This window comes from Paenibacillus sp. 2KB_22 (assembly GCF_052115745.1).
In the GTDB taxonomy this organism is placed as follows: domain Bacteria; phylum Bacillota; class Bacilli; order Paenibacillales; family Paenibacillaceae; genus Paenibacillus.
This window is the reverse complement of record NZ_JBFRHG010000004.1, coordinates 42248-62067: the sequence shown is the minus strand read 5'-3', so window position 1 is coordinate 62067 and position 19820 is coordinate 42248. Positions and strand designations below refer to the sequence as shown.

Here is a 19820-nt window from a genome sequence, read left to right as displayed (position 1 = left end):
GTTTGTTCATCCTTTCTTGGTCGAGTCATTCATCCGTATGGCTGCTAATTACGGGCAACCAGCAAATGTTGTCTTTTTCGTCAGAAGTCGTAACAAATATATGCCGAATGCAGGCATAAAATGTCTGTCCTCTTCGGAAACTAGTTCTAGGGACAACGGCCTCAACATGCCTGTGAAGGAGAGAACATGCAATGGACAGTATGAAGTATTATGTGTCTGTCATGGGCCGCTCCGTTATTCCGGATCCGTCGGTAACATCGTATGAATGGATCATTCAGGCAACGCCGCAGGAAGCGGAGCAATTACTGGGACTGCTGAACCTCATGCAGGAAAAGGAGGAAGAGGCCTTTCCTGGCATGGTATTCCCATGGCCAGATACACCGGAGGAGTCCGTTAACCGGGCGTATGAAACGATATTACAGCAGGTGTATCGGGAGATTTACCGATTAGGCACACCAGAGACACGATACCAGATTGAACAAACTACTTGATAAGCACAAAGGAAAAGGAGCGCGATGAGCAATGTATGCCATTCAAGATGCTAAAATACGCAGATTAACCGAGGTAGACGGATTATCCTGTGCAGAAGTGGAAGTGCAGCCTGGAAATGCAGGAGATCCGTCATTACTTGTATACGTAGCCTCTACTCAACCTGGAAATTCACTGGAAGTCGTTCGGATTGTACGCAATCACTCTGATTCAGCGATCGACTGGTATAACAATAATATGCATACCGCGTTTGAAGAGGCGACAGAAACCGCATTTGAGAACAGCGAAGGTATGACAGTGGAGGAAGACAAGGCTCAGTTTCAAAATGAGTTGTTTGCTTTTGGTTTGCTTGGTCCAACGCTTCAGCGTTATCTAATCGGGAAGGCTTAACAGGTGGAACGTTCCTGCAACACAAGTGTTGATAGCGGGATCGAATTCAATGTTGTGCATACTAGACAGTGATCTATTGGTGTTGCTGGTTGTTGTGACTGCATCTGTGACTGGAAAAACCCGCCGTTGTTGAAGGGCGGGTTTTGTCATGCGAGGTCAGATTCAGGTGAGATGTGATCAAGCGTACTCACGCAGCACTTGAATCCCTTTGACCACATTGTATACAAAGCTTAATCCGTAGATCACAAAGAACAGAATGACAAAGCCGACGGCGGAACCCAGGCTATGTGCAGTCACGAAGAAATAAAATAGCGGAATGGCAGCAAGAAAGGGGAATACATGTGAGAATAAGGCGCGTTTGGCATGTCCCTCAATGTATGCATCCTTGGCAACAATCCATACGATGATCGGAAATAGGAACGGGGCAAAGAAAATACTAAAGTAGGATAGGGCAGATAAAAGTTGTCTCATGACGATTCACTCCTTCAATGCATCATTGAAATGTATGTATGCAAAAGATTACCCAGCAATTCTGACATTGAAAATGTCTTATGTTAATGTTGCTCTAAATGTCCCAATCTCCTCAATATAACCTGGTTCAAGCTATCATATTCTTAAAGAGACTGGAGTATGAGAATTATACGGTAAAGTACATGTATAGAGGTTGTTCAAAAAATCCGCTGTTGATTATGAAGATGCCTTTTGAACTCGCATTTAAGTATAATTATTAATTTTTTTATAAAACTATTGAAAAATATAGAAATCAGAGTATAATAAGAACCGCGCCGAAAATTTATTATACATATTTGTCTCAGTAGCTCAGCTGGATAGAGCAACGCCCTTCTAAGGCGTCGGTCGGGGGTTCGAATCCCTCCTGGGACGTAAAAAAGAAAACTTCCTTCGGGAAGTTTTTTTTGCGTTCAGGGGATGAGAACCCCAATGGTTCGTTGGAGCATTCGCTTCGTTAGCACCACTTCGCAGTCTCGACTGGAAGGAGAGTAACCCTCCTGGGACGTAAAAAAGAAAACTTCCTTCGGGAAGTTTTTTTTGCGTTCAGGGGAAAATTCATTTATTGGTTATACCTATAAATAATATAGAATTTATATATTTAAATAATAAACAATTCTATGCCACAATGAGGATATCAATAACGAAAGTGACGGTGGTATCCATGAAATCATTAAATCAATGGCAAGCAGATGAGTATGACAATAAACTGGCTTTTGTCTCCGGATATGGCAAAAACCTGATCTCTTGGCTTCAACCCCAAAAAGTGGAATACATTCTTGATCTGGGTTGCGGGACGGGGGATTTGACGTATGAGATTTCTCTGGCCGAAGCTGAAGTTATGGGTATGGATGCATCGCCGGACATGATTCGCCGTGCGAGGGAGAAATTCTCTGGAATCGAGTTCGTGGAAGGAGACGGTCATCAGTTTGAGACGAATAGACTGTATGATGCCGTCTTCTCCAATGCAGCCCTGCACTGGATGCGAAGTCCGAGATTAGTGGTGGATAGTATATGGAAATCTTTGAAGCCCGGGGGGCGATTTGTAGCAGAATTCGGTGGTAAAGGAAACGTGCAGACTATTGTGAACGCATTAGAAGAGGTTATCGAGCGAAACACGGGCATTCTTGCTTCTGAACGTAATCCTTGGTATTTTCCGTCGATCGGAGAATATAGCCATATTTTAGAACAAGGCGGATTTCTGGTGCGTCATGCCTATCACTATGACCGTCCTACCAGATTGGAAGATGGTGAGCAGGGTATAGTAGGCTGGTTGGCTCATTTTGGAGGAGACTATTTTGAAGGTTTCAGTCATGATGAGATACAAAAAATATGCCATGAAACCAGTCAAATCGTGATGCCTTACCTTTGGAAAGATGATGCTCTGTATGCAGATTACAAGCGTCTGCGTATTGAAGCCGTGAAGCCAGAATGAAGTTGATTTTTGTGATATTTATTGATGTTAAACGAATTACATTTAGCTTTTGTGCACTAAAAAACTTCACCTGTATACCAAGAATCTCTTTCTGATAAAGAGGCACTTGGTCTTTTTTTTGATGCATTATTTTAAAAATGAAATATTCAAACGACAAATAATTACAAGTTGAAATTTTTATCATACTCAAGACCCATATAAGTAATTTTTATATCATTTTTGTAAGTATTTAGAAGGAAAATGTGGTATTTTGATAGAATAATTTACCAAGGGTCAATCTTCTTGCAGATAGGTGGTGAAATTGGAGTGCGTATTGCAGTACGTGCGAACAGCAGGAACCCATCATGTGGTGAGGTATTCACATTTAAAAGGAGGGGCAAAGCCTTGAGTAAACGATTGATATCCACGTTATTAAGTGTTCTGATGGTCTTTTCCATTATTCTCCCCGCGGCTGGAGCCGCTCCCGCAGATTCAGTTATTCAGCTTGAGAACTTACCCAGTACAGCCGAAGCCAAACAATGGAGAGAGATTCTGGCAGGACGGGAAGCCAAACTTGCCGCAGATCCATTTTTGGATAAAAGCTTGGAAGGCCTGGGTGGAGAGAACACCCGAGTGATCGTTGAGCTTTCCAATAAACCTGTTGCAGTAGCGCAAGGTGAATCAACCCTCTCCGGAAAATCTTTTACCTCCTCTATGGAAACAAAGGCTGTGACTCAAGTTGAGCAACAACAACAGTCATTTGTACATAGCCTCACTCAGAAGAAAATCAAACATGAAGTATTGGAAGAATATGCATATGCCCTAAATGGTGTAGCGATTGAGCTTAAAGGAAACCAAGTGGGACAATTGCTTCAAATACCTGGCGTGGTCAGCGTATATCCTGACCTTGAATTTACAATAGCGCCTGAGACAGATGAAGTGAACCCGTACATGAAAGACACTGCGCCTTTTATTGGTGCACCTGAAGTATGGGATCTGGGTTACAAAGGAAATGGCATCAAAGTGGGTGTCATCGATACAGGGATTGACTATGAACATCCTAATTTGCAGGAAGCTTACAAAGGCGGATGGGACTTTGTTGGTAACGACAATGATCCGTATGAAGCGACATATCAAGAATGGAAAAGTTCAGGGGAACCTGAGTTTAACGAAAGGGGAAGTGCCTTTTACACATCCCACGGTACGCACGTAGCCGGTACCATTGCTGCTCGTGAAGCAGGGGATTACGGGATTGTTGGCGTTGCTCCTGAAGCAGATATCTATGCATACCGTGTACTTGGGCCGTATGGTAGTGGTCAAACCTCATGGGTGCTCGGCGGAATTGATCGTTCCGTTGAAGATGGCATGGATATAATTAATCTCTCTTTGGGGAATGCCGCTAACGATCCAAGTTATATTACCTCGGTAGCCCTGAATAATGCGATGTTGTCTGGTGTGACAGCAGTAGTTGCCAGTGGCAATGACGGACCCAACCGGTATACACTCGGTTCTCCGGGTGCGTCTGCCATGGCTATTACGGTAGGTAACTCTACAGGCCCTAGTCAGCTTATTACAGCGGATACTCACTTCTGGATTGGTGAAGAAGGCGAAGAGACCCTGCCTGAACAACAACCGGTGCCAGAGGTTGAACCATCTCCTGAACTGGGGACGGCACCTGGAACAGATGAGTCTGAAGGATCAGAGCAAGGTGTACCCGCAACTGCTACTGAAGAAAGTGCAGCAACTGTGGAGGATGTGGTTTCTGACGAAGCTGGAGTTTCGAATGTAGAAGAAACTGCAACTGAAGAAAATACGCCATCTGCATCGCCTTCTGCACCGGTTGAAGCTGCTCCTGAAGCTGCTCCTGTGGAAGAAGAGTCTGTAATTGCTCCAACTGAAACTCCACTGGCTGTTACAGAGTCGGTTTACCGTCTGGATCTGATGGGATGGAGCCTGTCAGCAGATCCTGAAACTGTTTTGACAGGGAAATATGAGCTTGAATTTGCAGCACTGGGTAAGCCAACTGATTTTGAAGGTAAGGATTTTACAGGTAAAGTGGCATTAATACAGCGTGGTGAACTCGCATTTGTAGAGAAAATCGCCAATGCCAAAGCGGCTGGAGCCGTGGCTGTTATCGTATATAACAACATCCCGGGTCCAATCGGTGTAAGTCTGGGCGATAACTTTGAACTCATTCCAACACTGAGCATGTCCAAAGAAGATGGAGAGGTTATCAAGGCTGATCTAGACGCAGGACAAGCCGTTGAAGTGAGCTTTAGTGATTTTGAACGTTCTCAAACTCCGGGCGATGAGATGAATTCATCCAGTTCACGTGGACCTGCCAAGGTAACGCTGGACATCAAACCGGATATTGTTGCACCAGGTACAAGCATTCTGTCTACGATTCCTGCCTACGGCAAGGATGAGCCAGACGCAGATTACGCACAAGCTTATGATCGTAAATCAGGTACAAGTATGGCTACACCTCATGTAGCAGGGTTGATTGCACTGTTGATTGAGAAGCATCCGGACTGGACGCCATTTGATATCAAAGTTGCGCTCATGAACAATAGTAAAGTGCTGGATACAACCAAGTTTGATGTATTTGATCAAGGTGCTGGCCGCATTCAGGCTGTGAACACCATCGATCCTGCTGCTTTTGTCAAAGTGCTTGATGTAACTCAATACACCGAAAGTGGCGCTGTTGTTGAAAAGGAGAATATCACCGGAAGCATCAACTACGGTAATTTCCTGAGCACAGATGAAAAGACGATCACCAAAACGATTAAAGTTGAGGCGTTGAATGGTAGTGGTGGGGATTACACCGTAAATGTGAATCCTACTCGTAATGTCGCTGGTGTATCTGTTGCAGTAGACAAAAGTTCCTTCACACTGAATGGTGAGGAAGAACTTGCAGTAACAATCACCGTTCCACGAGGGGTTACTGCGACTACAGAAGCACAAGGATACATTGAGCTTTCGAACGGAACCAATACGTTTACTGTGCCATATGTTGCTCATTTCAACGTTACGTTGAGTGGAGTTAAATATATTGAAACTGTAAAAGGCACTGAAAAAAATCCATTCCACTATCCATTGAAGGCTGATGGTACGTTGGATGCCCTTAATGTAGCGATGGAATTCTACAATCCGATGACATTTGCCCTGATTGAGATTTTTGATGGTCTTGATCCGGAAGGTGGATATTATCAAGATGGTTATATCGGCTCCATTTTCGGTAACTATTATAACTTCAATGCAAATACAAGATACAATCTTGCTTGGAACGGCACATATGCGGATTACACAACCGATGAAGTGACAGAGATTCCGGATGGTTTATACACCGTTGATATCACTACCATTGGTACGGACGGCAAAACCTATAAGGAAGACACTTCGCCATTTTTGGTGAAAAAGACAGCTCCGGCTGTAACTGCACCAGAAACATTGGAGTTCAAAGCGGATGAGTCTGCTGTCCTTAATGGTAGCGTGGAAGATTTGTACTTCCGTGTTGCTCCTGCGCTTGCCAGCGGATGGGACATCACGTTAGATCCGGCAGCTTCTCTGGAAGCAACGTATGTTGTGAAAAAAGAGGATGGTTCGGTTTATAAAGAGGGAGTCTTTGAAGTACAAGCTGATGCCACCTTTAGCCTTCCTTTAGAAGGATTTGAAGCAGGCGAGTATGCCGTTGAACTTACGGTAAAAGACCAACAGGGGCTTTCGGGTACAGCCAATACGGTACTGAAGTTGGAAGCCGTGGAGACCGAACCTGAAACTCCGGCTACCAAGGCGCCAGGTACGCCTGTATTGTCTCACAATAACTGGATAGGTAACGGCCTGCCAGAGGGCTCGTATATCGTTACAATGAACCTGTGGTGGGGCGAGAACGGAACTAGCTACAAGTTATATGAGGACGGAGTTTTGGTTGATACGCAGAAGTTGACTTACAACGCGCCTTGGGCGCAGTTTGCTCAGACGAAGATCACGGGCAAAGCCAATGGCACATATACGTATGTGGCCGAGCTAACTAACGACAAGGGAACAACACGGAGTCAGACGTTGACTGTTCGGGTGACCAACGCAACGCCAGGCAAAGCAGTTCTCTCTCATGATAACTGGGATGGCGATGGCAACTATAAAGTGACCATGAACCTGTGGTGGGGGACCAACGCTACAGAGTATCGTCTCTATGAAAATGATAAGTTGATCGACACGCAAGAACTCCGTGCAGTAACACCTCTTCCGCAAAGTGCCGTGACTACACTGTCCGGGAAAAAATCGGGTACGTATACGTATCGGGCCGAGTTAATTAACGCAGCTGGAGTTACCAGTACAGACACGATTAAGGTAAAAGTGAAGTAAGTTCCTCCTCATTGAGACTGATTAAATTAATGAAGGAATTGTACTATGCATAAACGGCCTCCATCCTGATTTTCAGGATGGAGGCCGTTTTGTTTTTATAAATGAATGGTATGACTAACCGATCATTCGATTTTTACTGGCTTGAAGCCCTGCAATTAGTAGAGCAATGGCTAGAATGACCTGTATGAGCAACGGAAGGGTCCATCCTTTTGTCCAGTCATGAAGCATGCCGAACAGTAGAGGTCCCACTGCCGCGAGCATATATCCGAAGGACTGAGCCATACCGGACAGGCTGGCAGCTTGTCTGGCATCGTTTGTGCGTAGGACGAAGAACATGGTTACCAGTCCAAACGAAGCTCCACCACCTATTCCTGCCAACGTGACGCCGATGGTAACGAGCGAACCGATGCCACTTAACAATAATGCATACCCGACAATCAAAGAAGAGCACGTTATCGCGGTTAGAACACGCTGATCTCGCGTTCGGCCTGCGAGGATCGGAACGATAAAGGTAGCCGGTACACTAACCATCTGCATCAAGGAGAGCATCCACCCTGCTGAAGTGGGGTTGAATCCTTGCTCAGCGAGAATCTCGGGAAGCCAGGTAATCGTCGTATAGAATATTAGAGATTGCAGACCCATAAATAAAGTAATGAACCAGGCTAGTTTAGAGGTCCTTAGACGCACGGGTGCCCCTTCGCTCCGGGAGGTAACATATAACATCCGCTGGCGTCCTGCGGCGATCTGGGGGAGCCACAAGAGAAGTGCAAGTATGGACAACAGGGCCCACATACCTAACGAAGCGCGCCAACCCATAGATGTAGCTCCGGATAAGGGTACACTCACACCTGAGGCGATGGCGCCAAATATGTTCATGGATACAGAGTATAATCCAGTGACGATACCCACCCGCAATGGAAAATCACGTTTGATTAAACTTGGCAAAAGCACGTTGCTTAATGCAATGCCGCATCCCAATATTGCGGTTCCAGTATATAAGGAGAGAACGGAAGGCAACAAGCGCAAGGCCACTCCAATGGTCACGATGATAACAGCCAATAGTAGAGCAGATTCGAGTCCTAACCGTTTGGCAAGACGTGGTGCAAAAGGAGAGACTGCTGCAAAGGCAAGCAAAGGTAGTGAGGTCAAAAGCCCGGCCATCGTATGGCCGATACCTGTATCTGAGCGGATCATCTCCACTACAGGTCCGGTTGCTGTGATCGGTGACCTCATGGTAGCGGCGATAACGATAATGCCTGCTAATAACAGGCCGAATCTTTTGGATGTCGAAGAATGTTCTTCCTCGGCATGGATGGACGAGTGCTGCTGTACTGAAGATGACATTGATAAAATCTCCTGTTTCCTAAGAAGTTGATATGTATGGATTGTTACATTATCCACCCCGCAAGCATAACATTCTATGTCAACATTGAGCAATGAAATGAAAAAAAGCACCCACAAGAACGCGGGACTCGGACCATCTGGACCTGACAAACTCTAACGAATCGAAGAGGTCTTATAGAACGGATAACCACTATGTTCAGATTCTAATGAACCTCAGCAACGTTAATCAGGTAACTTACTGCAATCTGAGTGAGTTAATCCCCCGGAATGGTGAAATAAGCTCTCTAAGATTCTTAGAATTCCATGATGCTGAATTTTTGGGGGGAATAGAGTTTCCTAGATTCGTTAGATCTTCGATACTGCAACATATCGTCCATATAATGAACGAATCAAACGTTCCAATGCAGCGACACAGCAGGTACCGAACTACCGAAGCGAATGCTCCGACGAACCGTTGGGATTCTCATCCCCAGAACGCAAAAAAAACTTCCCGAAGGAAGTTTTCTTTTTACGTCCCAGGAGGGATACTCTCCTTGCAGTCGAGACTGCGAAGTGGTGCTAACGAAGCGAATGCTCCGACGAACCGTTGGGATTCTCATCCCCAGAACGCAAAAAAAACTTCCCGAAGGAAGTTTTCTTTTTTACGTCCCAGGAGGGATACTCTCCTTCTAGTCGAGACTGCGAAGTAGAGCTACCGAAGCGAATGCTCCGACGAACCATTGGGGTTCTCATCCCCAGAACGCAAAAAAAACTTCCCGAAGGAAGTTTTCTTTTTACGTCCCAGGAGGGATTCGAACCCCCGACCGACGCCTTAGAAGGGCGTTGCTCTATCCAGCTGAGCTACTGAGACATGAATTTTTTCAAGCAAAACTGATTTTATCATATGCATACAGGAATATCAAGCATTTTATTTTAAACTGTTTTTCGTATATGATATTTGGCGGCAGTAACGTGTTTTTCATTATATTTAAGGTTATGTTAGAATATCAGGAGAACTCAAAAATAGATCGACAATCGTTTTAATATATACATCTATTTAGGTTGATTCCAACTGGAGATTCAGGATATAGAGGAGGTGCTCCCATTAAGGAATCCACGACCCCGGAAACCGAGCATAACAACAATATTGTGCTGTTTCCTAAGACGCTGGACTATTACCAGATTCAATTGACAGTTATGCTTGAAAATGAACGGTATGGTGAAGCGATGAAATTGCTTCACTTTTTGCTGCAATGTCAGGGACAGGAAGAGCGCCACTATGATGAATGGCGGGCCCTGCTCGAATGGCTTCAGGCAGCGTTCCCTCAGTATGAAGAAACCTCGCCTGCCGTTCTCGAAGAACGAGAAGAGGAAGAAGAGATTAGTGAGGAAGACATGGCACGGCATCATGCTCGAATGAAGCTTGAACAGGATGATGGCTATGCAGATAAGATGCTTCGCACAGTAATGGAGGAGCCGCTGTCCGAACAGACGATGCTGGCTTTGGAGCAGTTGGCCTATCTGGATCTGCCGAAGATTGACGAGGCACTTACGAGTTGGTTAAAAGACAAGTCGCTTCACCCTCTGCTTCAATTCCGGGTGCTGCAGACCTTGCGTCGCCGAGGTGTTCAAGGTATGATCCTGTTTACGAGAGGCGAAGAGCAGGTTGAAGTCGAGATCGATACCGTGCCTCTTAAACCAGAGGAGTTCCCGCTCCAAATTGTTCAGATTCTGGAACGAGTGGCAGATCAGACGGAGGTTCATGAACCTACGCTCTTTTATTTTGCCCAGGAACTGTGGATACAATATGTCATGGCGGTGTATGGAACCCGCGATTATATATCAATGCTGGAAGAAAATGATTCCATGACAGATATATGGGCAGCAGCTCTACATATGACCGTTGCAGACAGTCTTGGTGGTTCGCATGATGAGGAGAATACACGCTCAATGTATGCTGTGACAGGCGCGATGCGCTTTCGCCTGGAGCAGGCTTATCGTTCCATGAAGCAGTTTGTATCTGCCGGTTTGGACGGCTAATCGAGGCCGGAAACGTTTTCCTTAAACTGTATCAAGGGATTCCCCTTGAAAAAGAATCTAATCTTGTTTATACTAAAATGGTTATTTTGTACGTGATTGCCTACGTGAACATGTGAATTTTGGAGGGGAAAGTATACAATGAAAGCAACTTGGGAAAAGATAGAGAAGAACCTTGGGGTTCTTGAGGTTGAAGTGAATGCGGATCGTGTAACTGCAGCACTCGACAAAGCTTTTAATAAAGTGGTTAAACAAGCAAACGTACCTGGATTCCGTAAAGGTAAAGTACCACGTTCCATCTTCGAAGCACGTTTTGGTGTAGAGAGCCTTTATCAAGAAGCAATCGACATTTTGCTTCCTGAAGCTTATACAGAAGCAATCGACCAAACGGATATTTTCCCGGTTGATCGTCCTGACGTAGATGTTGAACAATTCGCTAAAGGACAAACATTCAAGTTCAAAGCGAAAGTAACTGTGAAACCTGAAGTGACTCTGGGTGAGTACAAAGGAATCGAAGTTGCTGTAGCAAAAGGTGAAGTAACGGATGCAGAAGTGGCTGAAGAACTTGAGCGTCTTCAACAACGTCACGCTGAACTCGTTGTAATCGACGAAGGTTCCGCTGCTAACGGCGACGTTGCAGTAATCGACTTCGACGGTTCCGTTGATGGTGTACCTTTCGAAGGTGGACAAGCTGAACGTTATTCCCTGGAACTGGGTTCCAACACATTCATTCCTGGATTTGAAGAGCAAGTTGTGGGTCTGTCCACAGGTGACTTCAAAGACGTAGAAGTGACTTTCCCAGAGAGCTACCATGCAGCAGAACTTGCTGGCAAACAAGCGGTATTCAAAGTGAAAATTCACGAAATCAAGCGCAAACAGCTTCCTGCATTGGATGATGAGTTTGCTAAAGATGTTAGCGAATTCGACACACTTGAAGAGTACAAAGCTGACCTGAAAACACAATTGGAATCCCGTAAAGCTGACGAAGCCAAAGCTGCACAAGAAAATGCAGTTGTAGAAAAAGTGGCTGAGAACGCTGAAGTGGACATTCCGGCTGCAATGGTTGACAGCGAAGTACAAAACATGATGCGTGATTTCGACAACCGTCTGCGTAACCAAGGTATGAACCTTGAAATGTTCCTGAGCTTCTCCGGCCAGACTCAAGCTGACCTGAGAGGACAAATGCAAGAAGATGCTTCCAAACGTGTTCGCAACAACCTGGTGCTTGAAGCTGTAGGTAAAGCGGAAAACATTGAAGTATCTGACGAAGAAGTGAACCAAGAACTCGAGAAAATGGCTGAATCTTACAAGCGTCCTGCTGATGAGATCCGTGGCATCCTCGAAGGTAATGGTTCCCTGGACAGCCTTCGCGATGAAGTTAAACTGCGTAAAACGATTGATGTTCTTGTTGAGAACAGCACAGTTGTTGAACCAGTTGAAGCTCCAGCTGAAGAAGTTGTTGCAGAAGCTGACGAAAAATAAGACAAGCTGTTATCATCTTGTCAGTTGAATAAACGATAAGGCACGTGAATTATTGCGTGCCTTATTTTTAAATTATGACATCCATTTTATAGAAAATGAAGTAATTATATGGATGAACACTAATTTTATTGATCGGTGTACACTTTTTACATACCTATGTACTTCATGCAAATAAAAAACGGCAAGACGGCATAGGATGGCTTCAATTTGCACATACATAGAAAACATGGTTAAATATGATCAGGCTAAAAAAGTAATCAAACTGATGTCTGACCCCTCTTGTGAAAAATGACATTGTCACAGGAAAGTGTTAGAATGAATTTGGGTTTGCTTTACAGGTGGCCTATGTCTAATTACATGTAGAAAAGAGGTTGGTCTCATGAGTCTGGTGCCAATGGTTATAGAACAAACCAATCGAGGCGAGCGGTCTTACGATATATATTCACGTTTGCTGAAAGATCGCATTATCTTTCTAACCAGTGCGATTGATGACGATGTAGCCAATCTTGTCATAGCACAGCTTTTGTTTTTGGCAGCCGACGATCCTGAGAAGGATATCAGCTTGTACATTAACTCACCTGGTGGTTCTGTCACCGCAGGGATGGGTATATACGATACGATGCAATTTATCAAGCCGGATGTATCTACCATTTGCGTAGGGATGGCAGCAAGCATGGGCTCGTTATTGCTAACAGCCGGTGCACCTGGCAAGAGATATGCGCTGACGAACAGCGAAGTAATGATTCATCAGCCGCTTGGCGGTATTCAAGGACAGGCTGCGGATATTAAGATACACGCAGAATGGATTATTAAAACACGTCAGAAACTGAATCAAATATACGTCGATCGTACGGGTCAACCTCTTGAGAAAATTGAGCGGGATACAGACCGTGACTTCTTCATGAGCGCTGAAGAAGCTAAGACGTACGGCATTATTGACCAGGTGCTCAGTAGACCGATCAATTCCTAAAGGGGTGGTTTCATGTTTAAATTTAACGATGAGAAAGGGCAACTGAAATGCTCTTTTTGCGGTAAATCTCAGGAGCAGGTACGCAAGTTGGTCGCTGGACCAGGCGTGTACATTTGTGATGAATGTATCGAACTTTGCACCGAAATCGTTGAGGAAGAACTCGGTCATGATGAAGAAATAGACCTCAAAGATATTCCAAAACCAAAAGAAATTCGTAATATTCTGGATCAATATGTTATTGGACAGGAACAAGCGAAAAAATCATTGTCTGTTGCGGTGTATAATCACTACAAACGGATCAACACACAAAGCAAGATTGAAGACGTTGAATTGTCGAAGAGTAACATTTTGCTGTTAGGACCTACGGGTTCTGGTAAAACGTTGCTTGCACAAACGATGGCAAAAATTTTGAATGTACCTTTTGCTATTGCGGATGCTACGTCATTAACAGAAGCAGGTTATGTGGGTGAGGATGTAGAGAACATCTTGCTCAAACTGATCCAAGCTGCTGATTATGATGTGGAAAAAGCAGAGCGTGGCATTATTTATATCGATGAGATTGATAAAGTAGCGCGTAAATCCGAAAACCCATCCATTACTCGTGATGTATCGGGCGAAGGTGTGCAACAGGCTCTCTTGAAAATTCTTGAAGGAACTGTGGCTTCTGTACCACCACAAGGTGGTCGTAAACACCCTCATCAAGAATTCATTCAGATTGATACAACGAACATCCTGTTCATTTGTGGCGGTGCCTTTGATGGTCTGGAGCAAATGATCAAACGCCGGATCGGTAAAAAAGTCATTGGCTTCAATACCGTTTCTGAGCAAAAAGATCTGAAACCAGGTGAATACCTGGGCATGGTATTGCCGGAAGATTTGCTGAAATTTGGTCTGATTCCGGAGTTTGTAGGCCGTCTGCCAGTCATCTCCACTTTGGAGCCGCTGGATGAAGATACGTTGGTACGGATTCTGTCCGAACCAAAAAATGCGCTTACCAAACAGTACCAAAAATTGCTTGAGCTGGATAATGTGAATCTGGTATTCGAACCAGCTGCATTGCTCGCGATTGCAAAAGAAGCAATTAAACGTAACACAGGTGCACGTGGATTACGTGCCATCATTGAAGGCATCATGCTTGAAATCATGTATGAAGTGCCTTCACGTGAAGATGTTACGAATTGTGTCATTACTGAAGAAGTTGTTGAGAAAAGAGTTGTGCCTGAACTAAGCCAATCAAAGGACGATAAGCAGGAAGAAAGCGCCTAAATGTGGCCGGGAATCCCGTTGAACTCTGAAATATAGACTTGTCAGTTCTCCACTTTGGCAGAAGGCGAATTCATGTCTCTGTCAGGGTGGAGCTTTGACGTTGTGGGGAGAGAAATCACTCATGTATTTAAGACAGGATACACGTCCCGTGAAAGTGGGAAACGTAACGATCGGTGGCAGTAACGAAGTCATTATCCAAAGTATGTGTACAACCAAAACGGCAGATGTTGAAGCAACGGTTGCAGAGATTCTGCGACTGGAAGAAGCGGGCTGTCAAATTGTACGTGTTACGGTGAATAATGAGGAAGCTGCCGCAGCCATCAAGGAAATCAAGAAACGCATTAATATACCGCTCGTAGCGGACATTCATTTCAACTATAAGCTGGCTTTACTTGCGATTGAGAACGGCATTGATAAAGTACGGATTAATCCAGGAAACATCGGTAAACGTGCTAAAGTGGAAGAAGTGGTTAAGGCTTGTAAAGACCGCGGTATTCCGATCCGGATCGGAGTAAATGCAGGCTCTCTGGAAAACCATCTTCTTGAGAAGTATGGGTATCCTACGGCAGATGCTATGGTAGAAAGTGCATTGTATCACATTGGTATTTTGGAAGAGCTTGATTTCCATGATATCATCGTGTCTCTCAAAGCATCGGATGTGCCGATGGCAATTGAGGCTTATACCAAAGCAGCTCAAATTATTCCGTATCCGTTGCATCTGGGGATTACCGAAGCAGGTACACTGTTCTCCGGTACGATCAAAAGCTCTGCAGGTATGGGAGCCCTGTTGTCCATGGGTATTGGTTCTACGATGCGGATCTCACTGAGTGCGGACCCGGTAGAAGAAATTAAAGTCGCTCGTGATCTGCTCAAAACATTTGGACTCATTACGAATGCAGCTACTTTGATCTCCTGCCCAACATGTGGACGTTTGGATATCGACTTGTTCTCCATTGCTAACGAAGTGGAAGAGTATATCTCCAAACTTAAGGTGCCGATTAAAGTATCGGTGTTGGGTTGTGCGGTTAATGGTCCAGGTGAGGCTAAAGAAGCGGATATCGGGATTGCCGGTGCTCGTGGAGAAGGTCTCTTGTTCCGTCACGGCAAGATGATCCGTAAAGTGCCTGAAGAAATTATGGTTGAGGAATTGAAAAAAGAGATCGACAAAATCGTCGAAGCCTACGAAGAGACAGGTGTTATTCCTGGTCGTTCGCACTGATTGATTCATATCTTGTTACTACAAAAGCTCGCCAGCGATGGCGGGCTTTTTATATTCTCGTATACAAATTCTGCATTGCCCGTTTACGTCTCGTTGAAAAGGCTATACTACCAAGTATTAGCATGATCTCATATGAGAATAGGGACAGAAGGAGGATGTTGAGACATGGGTGATTTCGGAATGTTCATAATGTTGATTCAGTTATTTTTTGGAGTGGTGATTGGTTTGTATTTCTGGAACCTGCTGCGTGGCCAGAAAACAAACCGCAGTGCCGTTGAGCGTGAATCTCGCAAGGAACTGGAGAAGCTGCGCAAGCTGCGTTCGATTTCACTCACCAAGCCGCTGTCGGAGAAGACACGTCCCGCGACCATTAACGATATTGTTGGGCAAAAGGATGGGTTGCGTGCCCTTAAAGCTGCATTATGCAGTGCTAATCCGCAACATGTTATCATTTATGGCCCTCCCGGAGTCGGGAAGACAGCTGCCGCAAGGGTTGTGCTGGAAGAGGCCAAGAAGAATCCAACTTCTCCTTTCAAACCAGACGCGAAATTCACCGAGCTGGATGCAACAACAGCCCGTTTTGATGAACGTGGTATTGCGGACCCCTTAATTGGTTCGGTTCATGATCCGATATATCAGGGAGCAGGAGCCATGGGCGTTGCGGGTATTCCCCAACCGAAACCGGGCGCTGTGACGAAAGCGCATGGGGGAATGCTGTTTATTGATGAAATTGGTGAATTGCATTCGATTCAGATGAATAAGCTGTTGAAAGTGTTGGAGGATCGCAAGGTGTTTTTGGAGAGTGCGTACTATAACTCGGAAGACACGCATACTCCTGCTTATATCCACGATATTTTTCAAAATGGCCTGCCGGCCGATTTCCGCCTTGTTGGAGCAACGACACGTTCCCCTCATGAACTGCCACCGGCCTTGCGTTCGCGATGCATGGAAGTTTATTTCCGTCCTTTGTTGCCTGAAGAGATTGGACGAATTGCAGAAGATGCTGTTCAGAAAATAGGGTTCAGTCCATGTCCGGATGCCGTTGATGTGGTCAAGCGATATGCAACCAATGGACGTGAAGCGGTCAATATCATCCAGCTGGCTGCTGGACTTGCGCTGACAGAGAAGCGTGAGACGCTTCAGGCGTCCGATGTAGAGTGGGTGGCTGGTAGCAGCCAGATTCAGCCACGGCCTGACCGGAAGGTCCCTTCACAGCCACAGGTGGGGTTTGTTAACGGCTTGGCGGTATACGGACCCAATATGGGGACCATTTTGGAAATCGAAGTGTCTGCTGTTCCGGCTCTTAAAGATCAAGGCCGAATCAACATTACAGGCGTTGTGGATGAAGAAGAGATTGGAGGCGGTTCGCGTACACTCCGGCGAAAAAGTATGGCTAAAGGATCGGTTGAAAATGTGTTAACCGTATTAAAAGCCATGGGTATTCGTCCGAATGATTACGATTTACACGTGAATTTCCCAGGTGGGACGCCTATTGATGGTCCATCAGCCGGGATTGCCATGGCGACTGCCATTACATCAGCCATTCAGGGGCGCCCTGTGGATCATGAGACAGCGATGACTGGCGAGATCAGTATTCATGGTCGGGTTAAGCCAATTGGTGGCGTGCTGGCCAAGGTGGAGGCTGCTTTTCAGGCGGGAGCGAAGACGGTTATTATTCCCGCGGAGAACTGGCAGTCCATTTTCGAGAATCTGGATGGCTTGCGCGTTATCCCGGTAGATACGGTACAGGACGTATTCCGTGAAGTGTTCGCTTGGGTTCCGGAATCACAACAGATGGAACAGACGAAGCTTGCAGAAGAGGCAGTTACACCTGCACCGGAGATTTTTCCACCGGCATCCGCTTCCTATTTGCGTGCTGACGTGCCTCGTCCAGGACAGGTTACAGATTCGGGAAGCTGCTAAACGCTTCCCTTCAATTGGTTTTTTATGTGAACATTTGATAGAATAATGAATGACTACAACCTGAGAGCCATTGGAGGTGCGAAAGCGATGGGACCGAGCAAAGCGAAAGGTCGTCGTTTTCCTTTACTGCCTTTAAGAGGACTTCTCGTCTACCCGAGTATGGTACTGCATCTCGATGTGGGCCGGGAGAAATCGGTCAAGGCTTTAGAAAAAGCGATGGTAGAAGAACATTTGATTCTCCTATGTTCCCAAGCCGAAGTAAATATTGAAGAACCAACACAAGAGGACATTTTCAGAATCGGAACCGTGGCCAAGGTCAGACAGATGCTGAAGCTTCCTAACGGTACGATTCGTGTACTCGTGGAAGGCTTGGAACGGGCTGAAATTATTGAATATACGGACAACGAGGAATATTATGAAGTGCTGGCAAAAGAGCTGCCTGAAGAGGAGAATACCCATCCGGAGACGGATGCCTTGATGCGTACCGTTCTGAACCAGTTCGAGAATTATATTAATCTGTCCAAAAAAGTGACACCAGAGACACTCGCAGCGGTGTCTGACATCGAAGAACCAGGGCGTCTGGCCGATGTCATCACGAGTCACCTGTCCTTGAAGATCAAGGATAAACAGGAAATTCTGGAGACCATCGACGTTCGGGAACGTCTGGAGAAATTGCTGGATATCCTGAACAATGAGCGCGAAGTGCTGGAGCTTGAACGCAAGATCAGCCAACGTGTGAAGAAACAGATGGAGAAAACGCAAAAGGAATATTATTTGCGCGAGCAGATGAAAGCGATCCAGAAAGAACTGGGTGAAAAAGAAGGCCGTGCGGGTGAGGTCGAGGAACTTCGCACGCAGATGGAAGAACTCGGCTTGCCGGACAAGGTGAAAGAAAAGGTTGAGAAAGAAATTGATCGACTGGAGAAGATGCCTGCAAGTTCAGCCGAGGGCGGAGTCATTCGCAACTACGTGGATTGGCTGCTCGGCCTTCCTTGGAGCCAGATGACAGCAGATGATCTGGATATCCAAAAAGCCGAGGATGTGCTCAATGCAGATCATTACGGATTGGAAAAGCCCAAAGAACGTGTGCTTGAATATCTGGCGGTCCAGAAGCTCGTCAAGAAGCTCAAAGGGCCAATTCTCTGTCTGGTTGGACCTCCAGGGGTTGGTAAAACATCACTTGCCCGTTCAATCGCGAGATCGCTGGGGCGGGAGTTTGTAAGAATCTCTCTTGGCGGCGTGCGCGATGAAGCCGAGATTCGTGGCCACCGACGCACCTATGTAGGAGCCATGCCTGGACGTATCATTCAGGGGATGAAAACGGCGGGTTCACTTAATCCGGTATTCCTGCTGGACGAGATTGATAAGATGGCTTCAGATTTCCGCGGAGACCCTTCCGCAGCGTTACTTGAAGTCCTTGATCCGGAACAGAACAATACGTTTAGTGATCATTTTGTGGAATTGCCGTTTGACTTATCCAACGTTATGTTTATAACAACTGCCAACACGGTACACAATATTCCGCGTCCATTGCTGGATCGGATGGAAATGCTCAACATCCCTGGTTACACGGAGCTGGAGAAGCTGCAAATTGCGAAAAACTATTTGTTGCCCAAACAGAAGCAGGACCATGGTCTGGAAGAAGAGCAACTGGAAATCCCGGATGACGCGTTATTGCGTGTAATTCGTGAATATACACGGGAGTCAGGTGTGCGTAATCTGGAACAGCAGATGGCTTCGTTGTGCCGGAAAGCTGCCAAGAATATCGTCTCTGGTGTGGAAGGTCAGATTAACATCACATCAGATGAGATCAAAGACTACCTTGGACCTGGCAAGTTCCGTTATGGCATGGCCGAACTGGAAGATCAGATTGGTACCGTAACGGGTCTGGCGTGGACTGAAGTAGGCGGAGATACCCTTGTCATTGAAGTGACTGTTGTGCCTGGAACAGGTAAATTGACTCTTACAGGTAAACTGGGGGATGTCATGAAGGAATCGGCACAAGCCGCATTCAGTTACACTCGTTCCAAAGCGACGCAGCTTGGTATCTCGCCTGATTTCCATGAGAAGAACGATATTCATATTCACGTTCCGGAAGGAGCGATTCCGAAGGATGGTCCATCTGCCGGGATTACGATGGCAACAGCGTTAATCTCAGCCCTGACGAACAAACATGTGTCTAAGGATATCGCCATGACTGGCGAAATAACGCTGCGTGGACGTGTGTTGCCGATTGGTGGTTTGAAAGAGAAATCACTGGCAGCCCATCGTGCCGGCTATAAAAAAATATTATTGCCTAAGGATAACGAACGGGACCTGCGTGACATTCCAGACAGCATCAAGGAAGATGTGGAGTTTGTCCCAGTAGCCCATATGGATCAGGTATTGCAGCATGCACTTGTTGAGCAGGCAGGAATTCACCTGTAATCCACGTA

General features: G+C 45.8%; 13 protein-coding genes and 2 tRNA genes. 12 read left to right on the top strand and 3 right to left on the bottom strand.

Annotation, left to right across the window (positions count from 1 at the left end; genetic code table 11):
• The first annotated feature begins 191 nt into the window (after positions 1 to 191).
• Both AB4111_RS22690 and AB4111_RS22685 read left to right on the top strand, forming a co-directional pair.
• Positions 192 to 491, top strand: a complete 300-nt coding sequence (locus tag AB4111_RS22690; protein WP_253440349.1) for a hypothetical protein — start codon at positions 192 to 194, stop codon at positions 489 to 491.
• 31 nt (positions 492 to 522) lie between these two features.
• Positions 523 to 879, top strand: a complete 357-nt coding sequence (locus AB4111_RS22685) for a hypothetical protein (protein WP_339237134.1) — start codon at positions 523 to 525, stop codon at positions 877 to 879.
• 177 nt (positions 880 to 1056) lie between these two features.
• Here AB4111_RS22685 and AB4111_RS22680 read toward each other — a convergent pair whose 3' ends face one another.
• Positions 1057 to 1350, bottom strand: a complete 294-nt coding sequence (locus AB4111_RS22680; protein WP_442033327.1) for a DUF4870 domain-containing protein — start codon at positions 1348 to 1350, stop codon at positions 1057 to 1059.
• A 337-nt stretch (positions 1351 to 1687) separates the two neighbouring features.
• On the opposite strand from AB4111_RS22680, the gene AB4111_RS22675 reads away from it, so the two are divergent.
• The 3 genes from AB4111_RS22675 to AB4111_RS22665 all read left to right on the top strand — a co-directional run bounded on the left by AB4111_RS22675 (position 1688) and on the right by AB4111_RS22665 (position 7165).
• Positions 1688 to 1761: transfer RNA gene (locus tag AB4111_RS22675), tRNA-Arg, on the top strand.
• A gap of 289 nt (positions 1762 to 2050) precedes the next feature.
• Entirely contained in the window at positions 2051 to 2821 is a 771-nt protein-coding gene (locus AB4111_RS22670; RefSeq protein ID WP_442033326.1) for a class I SAM-dependent methyltransferase, read from the top strand.
• 384 nt (positions 2822 to 3205) lie between these two features.
• Positions 3206 to 7165, top strand: a complete 3960-nt coding sequence (locus AB4111_RS22665; protein ID WP_442033325.1) for a S8 family serine peptidase — start codon at positions 3206 to 3208, stop codon at positions 7163 to 7165.
• 114 nt (positions 7166 to 7279) lie between these two features.
• On the opposite strand, the gene AB4111_RS22660 is transcribed toward AB4111_RS22665, so the two are convergent.
• Positions 7280 to 8509, bottom strand: coding sequence for a CynX/NimT family MFS transporter (locus AB4111_RS22660; RefSeq protein WP_442033324.1), 1230 nt, complete (start codon positions 8507 to 8509; stop codon positions 7280 to 7282).
• 776 nt (positions 8510 to 9285) lie between these two features.
• Positions 9286 to 9359 (bottom strand) — tRNA-Arg (locus tag AB4111_RS22655).
• Positions 9360 to 9592: 233 nt separating this feature from the next.
• On the opposite strand from AB4111_RS22655, the gene AB4111_RS22650 reads away from it, so the two are divergent.
• The 7 genes from AB4111_RS22650 (at position 9593) to lon (ending at position 19812) form a co-directional block, all read left to right on the top strand.
• Positions 9593 to 10528: a hypothetical protein gene (locus tag AB4111_RS22650; RefSeq protein WP_442033495.1), complete on the top strand. Its 936-nt coding sequence runs from the start codon at positions 9593 to 9595 to the stop codon at positions 10526 to 10528.
• A 138-nt stretch (positions 10529 to 10666) separates the two neighbouring features.
• Positions 10667 to 12007 carry a trigger factor gene (gene tig, locus AB4111_RS22645; protein WP_442033323.1) on the top strand — a complete coding sequence of 447 codons (1341 nt, stop codon included), beginning with the start codon at positions 10667 to 10669 and terminating at the stop codon, positions 12005 to 12007.
• A gap of 379 nt (positions 12008 to 12386) precedes the next feature.
• Positions 12387 to 12977, top strand: a complete 591-nt coding sequence (gene clpP / locus AB4111_RS22640) for an ATP-dependent Clp endopeptidase proteolytic subunit ClpP (RefSeq protein WP_036605886.1) — start codon at positions 12387 to 12389, stop codon at positions 12975 to 12977.
• A gap of 12 nt (positions 12978 to 12989) precedes the next feature.
• Positions 12990 to 14243, top strand: a complete 1254-nt coding sequence (clpX, locus tag AB4111_RS22635; RefSeq protein ID WP_253440333.1) for an ATP-dependent protease ATP-binding subunit ClpX — start codon at positions 12990 to 12992, stop codon at positions 14241 to 14243.
• 121 nt (positions 14244 to 14364) lie between these two features.
• On the top strand, positions 14365 to 15462 hold the full coding sequence (ispG, locus tag AB4111_RS22630) for a flavodoxin-dependent (E)-4-hydroxy-3-methylbut-2-enyl-diphosphate synthase (protein ID WP_091011869.1): 1098 nt from the start codon (positions 14365 to 14367) through the stop codon (positions 15460 to 15462).
• A 165-nt stretch (positions 15463 to 15627) separates the two neighbouring features.
• Positions 15628 to 17385, top strand: coding sequence for an ATP-dependent protease LonB (gene lonB / locus AB4111_RS22625; RefSeq protein ID WP_442033322.1), 1758 nt, complete (start codon positions 15628 to 15630; stop codon positions 17383 to 17385).
• 87 nt (positions 17386 to 17472) lie between these two features.
• The gene (gene lon, locus AB4111_RS22620) at positions 17473 to 19812 is read left to right on the top strand and encodes an endopeptidase La (RefSeq protein WP_442033321.1); all 2340 of its coding nucleotides are present in this window, start codon (positions 17473 to 17475) and stop codon (positions 19810 to 19812) included.
• Positions 19813 to 19820 lie beyond the last annotated feature (8 nt).